10 protein-coding genes are annotated in these 16,316 nt (G+C 71.0%); 3 read left to right on the top strand and 7 right to left on the bottom strand.

Features of this window, described 5'->3' with window-relative positions; genetic code table 11:
• Nucleotides 1-11 precede the first annotated feature (11 nt).
• The 3 genes from E0F75_RS02640 to E0F75_RS02630 are packed head-to-tail and all read right to left on the bottom strand — an operon-like array spanning nt 12 to nt 5,708.
• A complete protein-coding gene (locus tag E0F75_RS02640; RefSeq protein ID WP_229312445.1) occupies nt 12-1,526 on the bottom strand; it encodes a glycoside hydrolase family 43 protein in 1,515 nt (504 codons plus the stop codon).
• Nucleotides 1,527-1,570: 44 nt separating this feature from the next.
• Entirely contained in the window at nt 1,571-3,706 is a 2,136-nt protein-coding gene (locus tag E0F75_RS02635; protein ID WP_187620763.1) for an alpha-galactosidase, read from the bottom strand.
• A 16-nt stretch (nt 3,707-3,722) separates the two neighbouring features.
• Nucleotides 3,723-5,708 carry a beta-galactosidase gene (locus E0F75_RS02630; protein WP_187620762.1) on the bottom strand — a complete coding sequence of 662 codons (1,986 nt, stop codon included), beginning with the start codon at nt 5,706-5,708 and terminating at the stop codon, nt 3,723-3,725.
• Between the two features lie 353 nt (nt 5,709-6,061).
• On the opposite strand from E0F75_RS02630, the gene E0F75_RS02625 reads away from it, so the two are divergent.
• Complete coding sequence (locus E0F75_RS02625) at nt 6,062-6,823, top strand: class I SAM-dependent methyltransferase (RefSeq protein ID WP_187620761.1); 762 nt, start codon at nt 6,062-6,064, stop codon at nt 6,821-6,823.
• Between the two features lie 82 nt (nt 6,824-6,905).
• On the opposite strand, the gene E0F75_RS02620 is transcribed toward E0F75_RS02625, so the two are convergent.
• Nucleotides 6,906-8,012, bottom strand: a complete 1,107-nt coding sequence (locus E0F75_RS02620) for a ricin-type beta-trefoil lectin domain protein (RefSeq protein WP_187620760.1) — start codon at nt 8,010-8,012, stop codon at nt 6,906-6,908.
• 530 nt (nt 8,013-8,542) lie between these two features.
• Here E0F75_RS02620 and E0F75_RS02615 point away from each other — a divergent pair.
• Complete coding sequence (locus E0F75_RS02615; RefSeq protein ID WP_229312444.1) at nt 8,543-10,447, top strand: alpha-L-fucosidase; 1,905 nt, start codon at nt 8,543-8,545, stop codon at nt 10,445-10,447.
• Between the two features lie 64 nt (nt 10,448-10,511).
• Here the strand turns inward: E0F75_RS02615 and E0F75_RS02610 are convergent, their stop codons facing one another.
• Nucleotides 10,512-11,234, bottom strand: coding sequence for a FadR/GntR family transcriptional regulator (locus E0F75_RS02610; protein ID WP_187620758.1), 723 nt, complete (start codon nt 11,232-11,234; stop codon nt 10,512-10,514).
• Between the two features lie 340 nt (nt 11,235-11,574).
• On the opposite strand from E0F75_RS02610, the gene E0F75_RS02600 reads away from it, so the two are divergent.
• Nucleotides 11,575-12,789 (top strand): RICIN domain-containing protein, encoded by a 1,215-nt coding sequence (locus E0F75_RS02600; RefSeq protein ID WP_374115356.1) that lies wholly within the window; start codon nt 11,575-11,577, stop codon nt 12,787-12,789.
• Between the two features lie 21 nt (nt 12,790-12,810).
• Here E0F75_RS02600 and E0F75_RS02595 read toward each other — a convergent pair whose 3' ends face one another.
• The gene (locus E0F75_RS02595) at nt 12,811-15,243 is read right to left on the bottom strand and encodes a SpoIIE family protein phosphatase (protein WP_187621021.1); all 2,433 of its coding nucleotides are present in this window, start codon (nt 15,241-15,243) and stop codon (nt 12,811-12,813) included.
• 137 nt (nt 15,244-15,380) lie between these two features.
• Nucleotides 15,381-16,313 carry an expansin EXLX1 family cellulose-binding protein gene (locus tag E0F75_RS02590; protein WP_229312443.1) on the bottom strand — a complete coding sequence of 311 codons (933 nt, stop codon included), beginning with the start codon at nt 16,311-16,313 and terminating at the stop codon, nt 15,381-15,383.
• Between the last annotated feature and the right edge of the window lie 3 nt (nt 16,314-16,316).

Here is a 16,316-nt window from a genome sequence, read left to right as displayed (position 1 = left end):
CGGGGCCTGGTTCAGCCGTCGAGGGGCTCGTAGTCGAACCAGTCGAAGTGGACGGTGCCCGCCGCGGCGTACATGCCGATGACCCGGCCCGTGAAGCCGCCGGCGACCTCGGTCGACAGGTAGCGGCCGTCGAGGGTCGCCAGCACGGTGTACGTGCCGTCGGGCTGCTCGACGCCGAGGGAGACGACGTCGGGTCCGGTGCACGGTCCGTGCGGAGACGGCGGCTCGGTGACCGTGACGACGAGGACCACCGGCCCGGCCGGCACGGACCGCGCGGCCACGACCGTGCGCAGGGAGCCGACGTGCGCGACGACCCGCACCTTCGTACCGGACGCCTCGATCGCGTAGTGGTGCTGCTCGTCGAGCCGGACGGCGAGGCCGCCGCGCCCCTCGGAAGGATCGACCAGGGTGCGCGCCCGGCACGCGAGGTGCTGCTGGCGCCGGCCGGTGAACACCACGTCGGGTTCGTCCAGGGAACCGGCCCGCGCGCGGAGGGTCAGCCAGCCGGGACGTTCCTTGGTGGTGCAGTGTTCGGCGGCCCGGTCGCGCAGGGAGATCCAGGACGGGCGCAGTTCGGCGAGCTCGAAGTCGTCCCGCTGCTCCTCGGCCGGGCCGGGGGAGAGCGGCCACGGGAGCTCGGGCAGGTCCAGGGTGACCTCGCCGACGACCGGCCAGTCGTCCACCCAGGTCACGGGGGCCAGGAAGGTCTCCCGGCCGAGCACGTGCCAGCCCGGCGTGCCGCCGCCCGGCCGGACGCCGAGCAGCACCATCCACCAGGAGCCGTCGGGGCCCTGGACCAGGTCGGCGTGCCCGGTGTTCTGGACGGGGCGGTCGGTGCCGCGGTGGGTGAGGATCGGGTTGGCCGGGCACGGCTCGAACGGGCCGGCGGGACTGAGGCCGCGGGCGATCGAGACACCGTGGCCGCGCTCGGTGCCGCCCTCGGCGATGAGCAGGTACCAGTAGTCCCCGATCCGGTACAGGTGCGGCGCCTCCGGGGCCTTGGCACCGGGTCCGCCGGACCAGAGCTTGTGCGGCGTTCCGTACGTCTGCCCGGTGGACGGGTCGATACGGACTTGCGAGACCCCGGCGACCGTGCACCAGCAGGTGCCGTCCTCGTCCCAGACCAGGTCGGGATCGATGCCGGGGACACCCGGCGCCCAGACGGGGTCCGACCACGGTCCGGAGGGGTCGGTGGCCGTGACGATGAAGTTGCCGCCGCCCTCGCTGCAATTGGTGACGATCAGCCAGAAGCGGCCGTCGTGGTGGCGCAGGGTGGGGGCGTAGATCCCTCCGGAGGACGGCATGTCCGCCGGCAGGCGCAACTGCTCGGGCCGGTCCAGGGCATTGCCGATCTGCGTCCAGTGCACCAGGTCACGGCTGTGGAAGACGGGGATGCCGGGGAAGTACTCGAAGCTGGAGCACACCAGGTAGTAGTCGTCGCCGACGCGGCAGACGCTGGGGTCGGGGTGGAAGCCGGGGATCACCGGGTTGGCGAAGCGTTCGTCCGGCTGGCGCGCAGGGGGCACCTGACAGGTCCTCTCGTCGATTCGTGATGCGGGGGCGGGGTGGTTCAGGGAGCGCCGGGGTCCGTGGGAGTGATGCGGAGCAGGACGGCGGACGGCGCGGTGGGCAGGGTCAGGCTCAGCTCGGCCGTGCCGGGCGTCCATGCGGCCAGGGCCCGGCTGACCGAGGGGTAGAGCACCTCGACTCGCGCGGCGGTGTCCCGCAGGTGGGGCAGGTGCAGCGTCGCCGTGGCGTCGGTTCCGGGGCGGCGCCAGGCGGTGAGGTAGGTGGTGGCGGGAGTGTGCAGGGCCAGGGCGATCCAGGGGTCGTCCCAGGCAGGAAGGTCCAGCGGCCAGGACGGTACGGCTTGCGGCAGGTCGGCGCGGATGGCCTTGTACACCGCTACCGCCTCCCAGACCAGGGCGCGGGCCTCCGGCTGGAGTTCGGGGATGCGGCCGGAGAGATGGATCCGGCCGAGGAGCGCGTTGGCCATGGTGAAGGCCACCTCGTCGAGGGAGTCCTCCGGCTGGGGGTACGCCCAGACGGCACCCTGCTCGGGCGTGACGGCGGTGGGGGCGGAGGCCGCGATGGGCGCGTAGAGGTGCAGGTTCTGCTGGTCGCTGGTGGACTGCAGCTGCATCCGGGAGAGCAGGGCGTGGTCCCAGCGCATGCCGCCGGAGGAGCAGTTCTCCACGACGAGGTGCGGGTACCGGTCGAGGACGCCGTCGAGCCAGTCGAGGTGCGCCCGGTTGTGGCCGAGCAGGCCCGCGCCCGGGGTCTCGCCGGGGTGGGCACTGGTGCCGGAACCGGGGTCGATGTTGTGGTCGAGTTTGAGGTAGCCGACGCCCCACTCGCCGACCAGGCGGTCCACGACCTGGTCCAGATGGGCACGGGCGGCGGGGTGGCGCAGGTCCAGGTGGTGCCGGCCCGCCTCCGTGACGCGGGCGCCGTCGCGGCGGAAGAACGCCGCGTCGGGCAGGGACTTGGCGATGGGGCTGCGTACGCCGATCACCTCGGGCTCCAGCCACAGGCCGGGAACCATGCCGCGCTCCCGGATGCGGTCGAGGACCTCGTGGATCCCGCGCGTCCCGGGGAACCGGGAGGCCGCAGGCTCCCAGGCGCCGACACTGTCCCACCAGCCGCCGTTGTCGCCGTCGTACCAGCCGGCGTCGATCACGAAGTACTCCGCGCCCGCGTCGGCCGCCGCGTCGATGTGCGGCAGCAGCCTCTCGGTCGTGGGGTCGCCCATCAGGCAGTTCATGTAGTCGTTGAAAATGACGGGCAGGCGCTGGTGGTCGGCATGCGGGCGGCGCTGGGCGCGGCGGTAACGGGTCAGCGCGGCGAACGCGGCGTCGGGGCCGCCGTCGGCGCTGAACGACAGGGCGGCGGGTACGGTGCGGAAGACGGCGCCGGGTTCGAGGGAGTGCCGCCACCCGTGGTGGGTGTCGGTGGGTCCGAACAGCGCCGCGTAGGCGACCTCTTCGTGCTCCGCGCACTCCCAGCGCCAGCCCCCGCCGCTGTGCTCGATCTGCCACACCCAGGTGCGGCCGGTATGCCGGTCCGTCAGGCCGCCCATGGGGAGGCGCCCGCAACTGGACCAGGTGCCCTGCCCGTTCAGGGTGAAGCCGGCTCTGCCGTGCGCCCGGCTCACCCGGCCGTTGCGGGCCGGTGTGGTCACGCGCATCGGCTGTCGCTGCCAGCGGCATTCGGCGAGCCAGTCGTTCTCCGCCCACAGCAGGTCCGCGGCGTCGATGGCCGCCGGGTCCTGCGGGGTGAGGCAGCCCACCGCGAGCGAGCTGACCGACTCCAGGTGCAGCGCGGTCTGCCCTTCGTTGCGCAGGGTCACCTCGCTGCGGAGCACGGGGACGCCGTCCGGCGATCGGTAGGTCACCTCCGCGGCCAGCCCGGTCTCCGGATCGTGGAGGTGCACGGTCAGCGTGTGCCAGTCGCCGTCGCGGGTCGCGCGGTGGCTCCGGTGGCGCAGACGCCGGCCGAGATCGGTGTCGATCAGCCGGTCGCCCGACCAGCCGCGGCCGTGCCCCGTGGCCGTCACCTCCACCAGCGGCAGGGACGCACCGGGGATTCTGTGAGCCTCGCCCGGCAGCCCGAGGTGCGTGAGACGCGGGCTGCCGTCGTCATCGAGGGCGATGTCGAGGTGAAGGGCCTCGTGCCCCCAGGGGAAGGTTGCGTGTTCCTCGGTCATGACGACCCTTTCGAGGTCAGTTTCCGCGCAGTACCGCGCAACCGCCGGGCGGCAGTTCGTGCGTGAGGGCATCGGTGAGCAGGTCGTGGGCGGGGTCCGGCAAGGGCACGGCCTCGGAGTTGTGGTTGAGCAGGACCTGCCAGTTGCGGCCGTCGGGTGCGTGTCGGGTGACGGCTTCGACACCGGCCGGCAGGCCCGGCACGTCCGGTGCGACGCCGGCCTCCTTCAGCAGGCGGCCGACCAGGGCGGCGTAGTCGGCGTCGTCCAGGAGGGTGGAGAGATACCAGCCCTGCCCGGTGCCGGAGCGGTGCCGGGTGAGCGCGGGGCGGCCCGTGAGCATGCCGTGGGTGTAGGTGGCGAGCGTCTCCGCGCCCTCCGTGCGCAGGGACTCGCTCCAGACCGTGCCGAGCGACCCGTCCGACAGGGTGATCCGCTCGTCCTGCCGCAGCGGCCGGTACTCCTCGACGCGGATGCCCAGCGCCTCGCGCAGCGGCTCGGCGGGATAGCCGCCTAGCCTGGCGTGCAGCCGGTCGTCGACGAAACCGGTCGCGTGCTGGACCAGGAGCGTCCCGCCGCCGGCGACGTAACGGCGCAGGTTCGCGGCGCCCTTGTCCGACAGCAGGAACAGGGCCGGGGCGATGACGAGCCGGTAGCGGCTCAACTCGTGCTCCGGGTGGGCGAAGTCGACGGTGGCTTCCGCGTCCCACAGCGCACGGTGCGCCCGGACGAGTGCCGCGTGGTAGTCGAGGCGGGAGGAGGGCAGCCCGTCCACGTCGAGCGCCCACCAGGCGTCCGGGTCGTCAAGCACGGCCACCGACGCGGTGACCATCGATCCCGCCAGCTCGCCCAGCCGGGCGACCGCCTCGCCCACCTGCGTGACCTCGCGGAAGATGCGGCTGTCCCGACCCGCGTGCGGGACCATGGCCGAGTGCCAGGTCTCGGCGCCGGCCCGGGACTGCCGCCACTGGAAGAACAGTGCGCCCTCCGAACCGCGGGCGATGTGGCCGAGGGTGTGGCGCAGCATCTCGCCGGGCTCCTTGCCGAGTGTCTGGTCGCCGTCGTAGACGGTGCTCGTGCCCTGTTCCATCAGCAGCCAGGGGTGTCCGCCGCCCAGGGAACGGGTGCGGTCCGCGTGGAACGCGGCGTCGGCGGAGGCGTCCAGGCCGGGTGCGGTCGGATACTGGTCGGAGGTGACGACGTCGAGTTCGCGGGCGAAGGCCCACAGGTCCACGTTCTGGTAGGCGGGGAGCATCAGATTGGTCGTCACCGGCAGGTCGCTGTAGGAGCGGATCGCGTCGCGCTGCTCGCGGTAGGCGGCGATGATCTCGTCGGACCAGAAGCGGTGGAAATCCAGGGCCTGGCCGGGGTTCTTGTGCCACTGCGTCGCGCGCGGCGGCAGCACCTGCTCCCAGGAGGTGTAGCGCTGGCTCCAGAAGGCCGTTCCCCAGGCGTCGTTGAGGGAGTCCAGCGAGCCGTGGCGGGCCCGCAGCCACACCCGGAAGGCGGCGGCCGCATGGTCGCAGGAGCAGAGTGTGCCGTACTCGTTGTGCACGTGCCACAGCGTGAGGGCGGGATGGTCGCCGTATCGCTCGGCGAGCGCGGAGGCGATCCGGCGGGCCGCGCTGCGGTAGGCGGGGGCGGCGAGGCAGTACGTGTCGCGGCTGCCGTGGACGAGGCGGGTGCCGTCGGGCAGGACCGCCAGCGCGTCGGGGTGGGCCAGGGTGAACCAGGGCGGTGGGGAGGCCGTCGGGGTGGCGAGGTCGACGGCCACTCCGTTCGCGTGGAGGCGGTCGATCTGGGCGTCGAGCCAGGCGAAGTCGTAGCGCCCCTCCTCCGGTTCGAGCAGGGCCCACGAGAAGACGCCCACGGTGGCCAGGTTGACCCTGGCCCGTTGCATGAGCTCGTCGTCCTCCTTCCAGACCGCCTCGTCCCACTGCTCGGGGTTGTAGTCCCCGCCGAAGGCCAGGCCGCCGAGGCGGTCGGTGATGCTGCGAGTCGTCATGACGGTTCCTTGGGGACGGAGAGTCGCGTGGTGCTCTGACGGCCCTGTGCGGGGCCGGAGACGGTTGGCGAAGGCAGGTGCGTGTTGCTTCGGCGACCGGGCCACCGCCCGTAGGCCGGACAGCAGCGGGGTCGGTGCTCCTGGCCGCAGTCGAAGCGCTTCGCTTCCAGACGCAAGTTAACGGACTTGTTTCGTGCGAAACAAGAGTCTCTACCGTTCGACGGATTCTTCTACTGGTTTGTTGACAGCTCAACAGGGCACATGGGATCGTCGAAGCGCTTCGACGTCTCGGGTTTGCGGCGCCGTGGGTAATCCCGTTGCCGGCACGCCGGCCCCTTCGATGGAATGCCTCCATGACTGATGACGCCCTGGCGGACCATCTGGAGCAGAACCGACGATTCTGGGATGACGAGGCGGCAGCGTGGCACGGGCCGTTGGCCCGTGATCACTGGGCGCAGAGGGAACCGTCCTGGGGGTTGTGGGGCACCCCTGAATCGCGGGTCCGCGTGCTTCCCGACGGCATCGACGGGATGCGCGCCGTCGAGCTGGGCTGCGGGACCGCCTACGTCTCCGCCTGGCTGGCCAGAGCAGGCGCCCGCCCGGTCGGCGTCGACCTCTCGGAGAAGCAGCTCGCCACTGCTCGCGCGATGCAGGCGGAGTTCGGCATCGACTTCCCCCTTGTCCTGGGCAATGCCGAGAAGGTGCCCTACGAGGACGACACGTTCGACCTGGCGATCAGCGAATACGGCGCCTCGTTGTGGTGCGATCCCTACCAGTGGATCCCGGAGGCGGCCCGGCTTCTCGTTCCCGGAGGCCGGCTGGTCTTCATGCGTTACTCACCGCTGTACGCGCTGTGCGCGTCGTCCGAGGGGCCGGCGTCCACCACCCTGTCCCGTGGGCAATTCGGTCTGCATCGACTGCACTCGGGGAATCATGTGGAGTTCGTCCTGCCGCACGGTGAGATGCTCCGGCTGCTGCGGGACTGCGGCTTCGTCGTGGAGGACCTGATCGAGATCCAAGCACCCGGGTCTGCGCGGGACTACGCGGAAGTCTCCGCCGACTGGGCCCGGCGATGGCCCAGCGAGGAGATCTGGAAAGCTCGACTGGCGGGCTGACGCCACTCGGGCCCGGCAGTGTCCGCCACCGGTTTCGCCCGGGGCCGGAGCCCGGAAAGGGTTCCGGCCCCGGGCGCGGGGGTCATCCGGTGGCCAGAGTGGTCCACTTCTGGTTGGAGCCGCCGTGGCAGTTCCACAGGTGGAGCTGCGTGCCGTCGGACGTGGAAGAGCCCGGAACGTCGAGGCAGCGGCCGGAGACGGGGTTGCGGTAGCCGCCGTTGTAGGGCTCCCAGACCTGGTTGGCGCCGCCGTGGCAGCCCCAGATCTGCACCTTGGTGCCGTTGGCGGTGCCCCGGCCGGCGGCTTCGAGGCACTTGCCCATGGAGCGCACGGTGCCGTCGGTGTAGGCGGACCAGAGCTGGTTGACACCGTCGCCGCAGCCCCGGATCTGGACGGCGGTCCCGTCGGCGGTGCCGGCGCCGCTGACATCCAGGCACTTGCCGGTGATGCCGGACCGCACGGGTGAGGCGGCGGGGACGGGATTCCTCAGCCACCCGGCGCCATCAGCGGTCTTGATGCCGCGGTGGAAGGCGTCGGCCATCTTCTGGTAGCCCGCGTCGTTGGGATGCAGGGCGTCGGCCAGGTCGGCCGTGGTCAGGCTGCTCATGTCCACGTAGGCGACGTGCCTGCCCGTGGCCTGAGCGTCCCTCACGATGTGGGGGACGGCCTGGTTGTACGCGGCGCGGTACTGCTCCTCCGAGCCGCTGGTGGAGACGACCAGGGAGGCCACGAGGACGGTCGCGTCGGGGGCGGCGGCGGTGATCCGGTCGACCAGCGCCCTCAGCCGGGCGGTGGCGGTGGAGACCTGGTAGCTCTGGTTGAGGTCGTTGGTGCCGACCATCAGTGTCACGACGTTGGGCCGGTAGCGGGTCAGAGAGGCGTCGGCGAGTGCGGCGATCTCGTGGATCTTGTATCCGGAGTGACCCTCGTTGTCGGAGTCGGGCATCGAACCGCCACGCAACGTGCCCACGAAGTCCAGCAGATGGCCGTCTGCCGCAAGCCTGTTCCGCAATGGGCTTCGGTAGCCGTTGCCCGTACTGCTGCCCACGCCCCAGGTGATCGAGTCGCCCAACGGCATGACCCTCAAGGACGTGGTCGAGGCGACGGAGGCAGGGGTCACGCCGGCCGCCGTCACCCCGAGCGTGACAGCGACAAGCATGATCAGGGGGAGAAACCAAGGCCTTCTCATACAGGTGTCCTCTTCTGCGAGTGATAGCCCTGTCAGCGGGGCCGGGCGCCGTTCCGTCGGCGGTTCGACCGTAGCGTCTGGCCGGCGTCGGCGGTCGGCTGACGTGCTGACAGGACGGCGTGGGTGGCGGCCTCGTGGGCCGAGAGTCGGCTGACGAGGGCCGGGGCAGACGGGACGCCGGTCGGCGACCGGGCTCCGTCGCAGGACAGTAGGCATGCGGCATGGTCTCGTCAATGCGTGCCCCACGGTGGATACATCCCATGATGAGCGGATCGGCATCCGGATAGCGATGCTCAACTCCTGCGAGGTCAGGGATTCTCGTCCCGCCTATGGACAGAGTGCCTCTCTGTGGCTACTAATGCATCCCATGTCTGGAGTGCTGCGGCGACATGCGGTTCACCACCGAGGTGCCCTCTCCGCTCCTGCTCCCGAGACGGCTGCGACATCGTCCGTGCTGTTCTGCGAACTGTCAGGAGAGAGCCTTGTCCCCACCGTTCGGTCGCCGCAACGTGCTGACCGGCATAACCGCCATGACGGTTGCCGCAGACGTCTCGCCGACGCCGACGCCGACGCCGACGACGCCGGCCCGCGCTGCCTCCTCCCCGCAGCCGCTGCCCCTTCTCCCCCTACGGATCCCCAAGTCGGACCTGGGTGTCGAGCAGCAGTCCGACGAGAAGATCCAGTGGCTGCAGGACGCCAAGCTCGGCATGTTCATCCACTGGGGCGTCTACTCCGGCCCGGCCAAGGGCGAGTGGTACATGGAGAACGCCGCCGTCACCCCGGAGGACTACAGGGAGTACGTCACCGAGGCCACCAGCGAGCAGTTCACCGCCACCGCGTACGACCCCGCCGACTGGGCGCAGCTGGCCAAGGACATGGGCGCCACGTACACGGTACTCACGGCCCGTCATCACGACGGGTTCGCGCTGTGGCCGTCCACGCACCCGAACGCCTGGCATGCCGGACAGGCGCCTCTGCAGCGCGACTTCATCAGCAGGTACGTCACCTCTGTGCGCGCCGCCGGGCTGAAGGTGGGTCTGTACTACTCGCCGATGAGCTGGCGCCACCCCGGCTATTTCGACGTCCGCGGCACCGACTGCCTGCCGAACACATGGGGATACGTGACCGATCCCGCGCACAAGGAGGACGCGCGGATCATGAAGAACGAGGTGTACCAGCAGATCAAGGAGCTGATCACCCAGTACGGCAAGATCGACGACCTGTGGTGGGACGGCGGCTGGCTCGGTCAGACGGGCACCGACGCGGACGCCGCCTTCTTCTGGGAGCCCGGCAGGTTCCGCGCCCCTTCCAACGAATGGCCGGTCGACTCCGCGTACAGCGAGACCGACCCCGCCACCGGCAGGCCGTTGGGGCTGACCGGCATGGTGCGCAAGCACCAGCCCGACATCGTCACCACTCTGCGCTCCGGCTGGATCGGCGACTACACCAGCGAGGAAGGCGGTTCCGTCCCGAGTGGAGCGATCCGCACCGGCAAGCTGGCGGAGAAGTGCTTCACCATCGGCGGCGCCTGGGGTCACACGGCCGGCGCGACCGTGATGAGCTTCGGCGACATCATGAACATTCTGGTCAACGCCTGGGTGCGGAACATGACCTGCCTGCTCAATGTCGGCCCGGACCGTACCGGCGTGGTACCGGCCGACCAGGCGGCGGCGGTGCGCAGGGTCGGCTCCTTTTTGTCCACCTGCGGACAGGCCGTCTACGGCACGCGCGGCGGGCCGTGGGAACCCGTGGACGGACAGTACGGCTACACGTACGGGGACGACACCTTCTACGTCCATCTGCTGCCCGGCCACAGCGGCACCGGCTTCACCACCCCGTCCATCGGGGACGCGCACGTCACCCGGGTGTTCGACGTCGCCACCGGTTCCGACCTGCCGTACGCCGTCGGTGCGGACGGCAGGGTGACGATCACGGACATCAACCGCATCCGCATCCCCGAGGACAGCGTCGTCGGCGTCACGCTGGACCGCTCCGTGCAGCCGGCCGACATCGCCGCCGGCAGGACGGCCACGGCCGGCAGCGAGGAGACCTCCCGGGGCAACACCGCGGCCAAGGCCGTCGACGGCTCCACCGCCACGCGCTGGTGCGCGCACGACGGCGACGCGGGACAGTGGCTGAAGGTGGACCTGGGATCGGAGAGGTCGCTTACCGGCACCCGTATCGCCTGGGAGTCCGCGGGCGCGAACTACCGGTACCGGATCGAGGGTTCCACCGACAACGCCACCTGGACCACTCTGGCCGACCTGACCACCACCACCGGCACCGGACAGGTGCAGGTCTCCGTCTTCCGCGCCCAGGCACGCCATGTGCGGGTGACCGTCACCGGTCTTCCCCACGGCGTCTGGGCCTCGATCCGCAGCCTGGAGGTCTACGACCGGCCCTTCGACCCGGACGTCGCACCTCCAGGGCGGTGAACCGCTGGAGCGGCAAGGTGCGGGCGCCCGGCGTCGCAGGGCGCTGTGCGGGCAGCGCCTGCCGTCACTTCTGCGCAGTCGTCCCGAAGGGGAGGGGTTCGCCTGAGCGCAGGTGTTCTCTCAGCCACTGCTCGGTGTTGCTCACGTGCAGCAGTGCGGCGGCCTGGCTGAGGACGGCGTCACGGCTGGACAGCGCGTCGAAGATCGCCTCGTGCTCGGCGAGAGTGCGGCCCGCGGCCTTGTCGTCGACAAGACCGCGCCAGATGCGGGCGCGCAGCGTGCGGCCGGAGATCCCCTCCAGGAGGGTGAGCAGGGTCTCGTTGCCCGTGGCGGAGACGACGGCGCGGTGGAAGGCGGCGTCGTGGGCGTTGAGCTGTTCGACGTCGTCGCGGGCCTCGCGCATGGCATCCAAGTGATGCTCCACCTCGGCGAGCTGGTCGTCGGAGATCCGGGTCGCGGCCAGTGCCGTGGCGACCGGTTCCAGGAGCCGCCGTACCTCCATGAGGTCCTGCAGCGCGATCGCGTCGCCCTGCAGGAGTTCCACCGCGCTGCCGAGCCCTTCGAGCAGCAGGCTCGGCTGGAGGCTGGTCACATACGTGCCGTCGCCCCGCCGGACCTCCAGGATCCGCGCGACCGCCAGCGCCTTGACCGCTTCCCGGGCGAGGTTGCGGGACAGGCCCAGCTGAGCCGCCAGGTCAGGCTCCGGTGGGAGCTTCGAGCCCGGCGGCAGGGCGCCGGTCCGGATCAGCTCGCGGATCCGCTCGATGGCCTTGTCCGTCAGAGACACCGCTCATCCCTCCCCCCACCGTGCCCGGTGGGCACGTCCGACCTGCTCAGGCCCTGAGTGCGGAGAGCGCCCCAGAGGCCGTCCGGGACGTGCTGATCATGGATTTCCACGTTTCGTCCGACCTGTTCCCGAGTCCGCATGCCGAGGGTGACGTTGATGATACGGGGACGCGTGTACGGGAAGGCGTTCGCGGCGGCGGGCAGCGCGCTCCCGTGCGCCGCACGGACCTCGCCGGCCGGCCGGCGCCTACTCAGTGAAAGGGACACGAATGCAGGGAGACGGCATGCAGAGGACATTCCGGGTGTGGGGGCGGGGGAGGCGCGTGGGGGTGTTTGCCGCGGTGACCGCTTTGATGGCGGCGCTGGTGGCCGGGCTTGGTGCCGCCGGGGCTGCGCAGGCGGCCACGGTGGACACGAGTGGTTGGTACGTGCTGGTCAACCGCAACAGCGGCAGGGCCGTCGAGGTCCAGAACGCCTCCACCGCGGACGGCGCCGAGGTCGTGCAGTTCACCGACTGGGGCGGGGCCAACCAGCAATGGCAACTGGTCCGCGCGTCGGGAGTGGCGGCACAGGTGCACACCGCGGGGCGGGTCAAGGACGCCGGGAACACGGTGCAGTACAGCTGGCCCGGCGTGTACTTCGAGGGCCGCGTCAGGGGCACCGGTGTGGGGGTCGTACTCAACGACTCGGCAGCCGACTACGACATCCAGATCGACGGAGCCACTGTCGCCACACTCGTCACGCCCGGCAACACCACACACTGGATCGACGGGCTGCAGGACCGAGAGCACTCGGTCCGACTCGTCAAGCGCAACGACACTCCGGGGGACACCAGCACGTTCGGAGGCTTCGTCGCGGCGCCCGGCGGTGCCGTACTGAGCAAGCCGGCCGCCCGCAGCCGTCAGATCGAGTTCATCGGTGACTCCCTCACGGTGGGCTACGGCAACCTCTCGACCTCCCGCACCTGTACCTGGGACCAGGTCAAGCGGAACACCAACTCCGATGTCGGTTACGGCGCCCTCACCGCCCGGCAACTGAACGCCGACTACCAGATCAACGGCTACTCGGGCCGTGGCATGGTGCGCAACTTCAACGGAGGCGAGCCGGACGTCACGTACCGGACCTTCTACGACCGGGCCCTGCAGAACGTGTCCGGCGACGTCTGGCAGAACCCGGGCACCTGGCGCCCCCAGGTCGTGGTGGTCAACCTCGGCACCAACGACTTCTCGACCGCCGTCAACCCCGGCGAGCCCTGGACGCCCGACAGCCTCGCGGCCGGCTACCGCAGCGCCTACGACGGCTTCCTCCAGAAGCTGCGTACACGCTACGGAACGGGGACGACCATCGTCGCCGTCGGCGCCGGCCAGTACGCCGGCCACGTCCAGCAGGTGGTCAAGACACGCAACGACGCCGGCGACAGCGGCGTCCGCTACTGGTTCCTCGACGACTCGGGCCTGGACTTCCTCGGCTGCGACTGGCATTACTCGGCCCGGGACGACCGACTCATCGCCGACCGGCTCGTCCCGTTCGTCGCCGGTCTGCCGACCGGCTGGTGACGGTGCCCGGAAAGGCGCTCCTCAGGGGAGGGTCTGCGCACACCAGATCGTCTTGCCGTCGGTGGTGTGCCGGCTGCCCCACCCCTGGGTGAGCTGGGCGACGAGCAACAGGCCCCGGCCTCCCTCGTCGAAGGTGCGGGCCCGGCGCAGGTGCGGAGCGGTGTTGCTCGCGTCGGAGACCTCGCAGATCAGGGACGTATCGCGAATCAGCCGCAGCCTGATCGGCGGCTCGCCGTATCTGATGGCGTTGGTGACCAGCTCGCTGACGACCAGTTCGGTGACGAACGACAGCTCCTCCAGGCCCCAGGCGTCCACCTGGTCGACGGCGGACTTCCTGGCGCGCGGCACCTGCGAGGGGTCGGGCTCGACGTCCCAGTCGGCGACGTGGTGGGGATCCAGCGCGTGGGTGCGGGCGAGCAGCAGGGCGGCGTCATCGGTGCGGCGCTCGGGGAGCATGGCGTCCATCACCGTGTCGCACAGCGCCTCCAGCGAGGTGGCCGAGTGGTTGAGGACCCGCTGCAGTTCGGCGATGCCCTGGTCGACGTCGCGCTCGCGGCTTTCCACCAGCCCGTCGGTGTAGAGGGCGAGCAGGCTGCCCTCCGGCAGTTCGAGCTCGGTGACCTCGAAAGGCAGCCCACCGATGCCGAGCGGCGGTCCCGGCTGTGAGGCCACCGGCGTCCTGGTGCCGTCCGGGGAGACGATCAGCGGCAGCGGATGGCCGGCACTCGCCAGCGTGAAGCGCCGGGAGACAGGGTCGTAGACGGTGTACAGGCAGGTGGCTCCGGACTCGCCGGTCGGCTGGAAGTGACCGGCGGGCTGGAGGTCGACTCCGAGGTGCAGGACCAGGTCGTCCAGGTGGGTCAGCAACTCGTCCGGCGGCAGGTCGACGTCGGCGAGGGTGCGGACCGCCGTGCGCAGCCGGCCCATGCTGGCCGCGGCGTGCAGGCCGTGGCCGACGACATCGCCGACGACCAGGGCGACCCGGGCGCCGGACAGCGGAACGACATCGAACCAGTCACCGCCCACTTCGGCGTCGGCCCCACCGGGCAGGTAGCGGGACGCCACCTCGACCGCCTCCTGGTTCGGCAGCCCCTGTGGCAGCAGGCTGCGTTGCAGGGTCAGCGCGGTCGTGCGCTCGCGCGAGTACCGGCGGGCGTTGTCGATGGCGACGGCTGCCTTGGCGGTCAGCTCTTCGGCGAGGATCAGGTCGTCGGCGGTGAAGGCCTCGGGCCGGTCGAGGCGTGAGAAGGCGACGACCCCGAGCAGCGCGCCGCGCGCCCGGAGCGGCACGGTGATCCGGCCGGTCAGCCCGTCCGCGACAAGGGACTCGTCGATCAACGGGTTGCCCGGCGGCCAGTGGGCCGGGTCGGCGGCGAGCCCGGGCCCGAAGGCCCATTCGCCGCCCTGGCCGGGCTCGGCGGCGAGCTCGACCGTGGAACTGCCGGTGGCCATGCAGCGGGCGGCGACGGAACCGGGAGGGTGGCTGACCGGCGTCGTGGGCCCGGGCGCCCGGTCGGTGTCCTCCTTCGCGCGGTGCTGGGCGGCACGGCTGAGCACGATGGTCTCGCCGGGGGTGAACGCGGACACGGAGGGCGGTTCCTCTCCGCGCAGCACCTCGTCGAAGAGATCGACGGTGACGAGGTCGGTGAATCCCGGCACCGCGGTCGTGGCCAGTTCCTGGGCGGTGCCGATCACGTCGAGTGTCCGGCCGATGCCGCCGCTGGCCTTGTTGAGGAGGAGCAGGCGCTGCCGAGCCCAGTACTCGGCGCTCATGTCGAATCCCCAGTTGGCGACGGCACGGACCCTGCCCTCGGCATCGCGGACGGGCCAGATGCTGGTGGCCCAGGCGTTGGGGTAGTTACTGCCGAGCGGGCGGAAGACGGTGATGAGACGCGCGGGCTTGCCCGTCCTCGCCACTTCGGAAAGCTGGTCGGTGTAGGGCTTGTCGTCCCTTTCGGGAAAGAGCGAGCGGTCGAATTCCGGAAGCACCTCGCGGTACTTCTTACCGAGCACCTGCTCCTCGGAGTGCGCGATCACCCGGCCCGAGGAGGCGTTGATCCATAGGAACCGCAGGTCAGGGTCGTAGACGCCCAGAGCGAAGGGGCATTGTTCGAAGGCCCGGTCGGCGATCACCGGGCGGCGTCCCCAACGCTGGACGGTCATCGCGTGGCCCAGTGCCCGCCCGCCGGGGCCGAACAGCGGGTGAGCCGTCACCACGGCGTCCACCGTGGAACCGTCCCGGTGGCGCAGGGGGATGAACCCCGCGGGGCCGGCACCGTCGGACTCGGGGAAGCCGGGTGGTGGGGGATCGACCAGCAGATCGGTCACGGGCCGCCCCACGGTCTCCTCCGCCGTCCAGCCCAGCAGCAGCCGCCCGCCCTCGCTCCAGCCGCTCACCGTGCCGTCCGGGTCGACCACGACAGCGGCAGTCGGGGCATCCTGCTCGGCAGCCATCTCCACGCGCCACGCCTCCGTCCGGACAGCGTTGCTCGCCAGGACCGGTGTCCAGCGGCTGTTTCCAGCCTAGGTCCGCTCCGTCCGCCCCGCGCCCCGGTCACGACTCGTGACAGCGAGTGAACGTCGAGGCGGGTTCAGCGCGGGGCGAACTGGACGCGGGTGGGCTGGGCGACATCCGGCCTCAGCGCGATCCCGTCGACCGTCAGCCGTTCTCCGTAGATGTCGGTGATCCTGATCGAGCTGCCGCATCCGCTGCCGTCGGTGGCGAGGAAGTAGTTGTACTCGGTACGGGGCAGCTGTCGCCAGCCTTGGGCGGTGCGGACCTCCAGCCGATCGACCGGGTTGCGGTGGTCGATCACTTGGATGCCGCACCAGTGGGGGTTGGACCCGGTCTTGTACCGGATGGAGAGCGGGCCGAGCGTGCCGGGGCTCAGCAGGCTCCAGGTGACCGGGAGCCGGCCGACCTTGAGGTCCGCCAGCTTGGCGAATGCCTGCTCGCTGAGGTCGAGTTGTCCGGGCGCGCAGGGCAGCGGGCATTCGTTGGTGATCCGGACCGTGATCGAGGCGCCGTTGGAGGCGCGGACGCGCACGTACGCACCGCACGCCCTGGACGACTCGTAATCGGTGGTGTTCATCGCCGCGACCATGAGGTCGTCGCTCGGCCCGAACAGGCAGGCGCCGTTGCCGTCCGCGGCTTTGTAAGCGGTCGCGACCCCCTTGTAGGGGGTGTGGGGCTGGATGCGTCCGGTCCGGGGTGCCGCGCGGCCGGTCGTCCGCGAGCGGACCGTCGGCGAGGGCTTCGGCGCCGCGGTGGTCGTGCCCGCGGCCGTGCCCGTGGTCGGGTTCCGGGTCGGGGTGGGGGGCGACGCCGGGGTCGTCGGCGTGTGAGAGGCCCTGGCCGGGGTCGCGGAACTGGTCGTGGGAGTGGTCGTCGGCGCCGCCTCGGTGCCGTTGACGGGGGCTACGGTCGTGGCCGCCCCCGCATCCGCCGGAGGGCCCGGGCGCAGCGCCACCACCAGGCAGATCAGAGCGCCCGCGGCTGCCATCACCGCCGTCGTGCTCCACATCAG

Origin of the sequence: Streptomyces sp. CB02980, from assembly GCF_014451325.2 — a bacterium.
In the GTDB taxonomy this organism is placed as follows: domain Bacteria; phylum Actinomycetota; class Actinomycetes; order Streptomycetales; family Streptomycetaceae; genus Streptomyces.
This window is presented reverse-complemented; position numbering and strand designations above follow the sequence as displayed.

What these genes read in the sequence shown, in the direction of transcription:
- E0F75_RS02595 (WP_187621021.1), bottom strand. Translation starts at nt 15,243, where the DNA reads ATGGCTGCCGAGCAGGATGCCCCGACTGCCGCTGTCGTGGTCGACCCG.
- E0F75_RS02635 (WP_187620763.1), bottom strand. Translation starts at nt 3,706, where the DNA reads ATGACCGAGGAACACGCAACCTTCCCCTGGGGGCACGAGGCCCTTCAC.
- E0F75_RS02590 (WP_229312443.1), bottom strand. Translation starts at nt 16,313, where the DNA reads ATGTGGAGCACGACGGCGGTGATGGCAGCCGCGGGCGCTCTGATCTGC.
- E0F75_RS02615 (WP_229312444.1), top strand. Translation starts at nt 8,543, where the DNA reads ATGACGGTTGCCGCAGACGTCTCGCCGACGCCGACGCCGACGCCGACG.
- E0F75_RS02625 (WP_187620761.1), top strand. Translation starts at nt 6,062, where the DNA reads ATGACTGATGACGCCCTGGCGGACCATCTGGAGCAGAACCGACGATTC.
- E0F75_RS02620 (WP_187620760.1), bottom strand. Translation starts at nt 8,012, where the DNA reads ATGAGAAGGCCTTGGTTTCTCCCCCTGATCATGCTTGTCGCTGTCACG.
- E0F75_RS02630 (WP_187620762.1), bottom strand. Translation starts at nt 5,708, where the DNA reads ATGACGACTCGCAGCATCACCGACCGCCTCGGCGGCCTGGCCTTCGGC.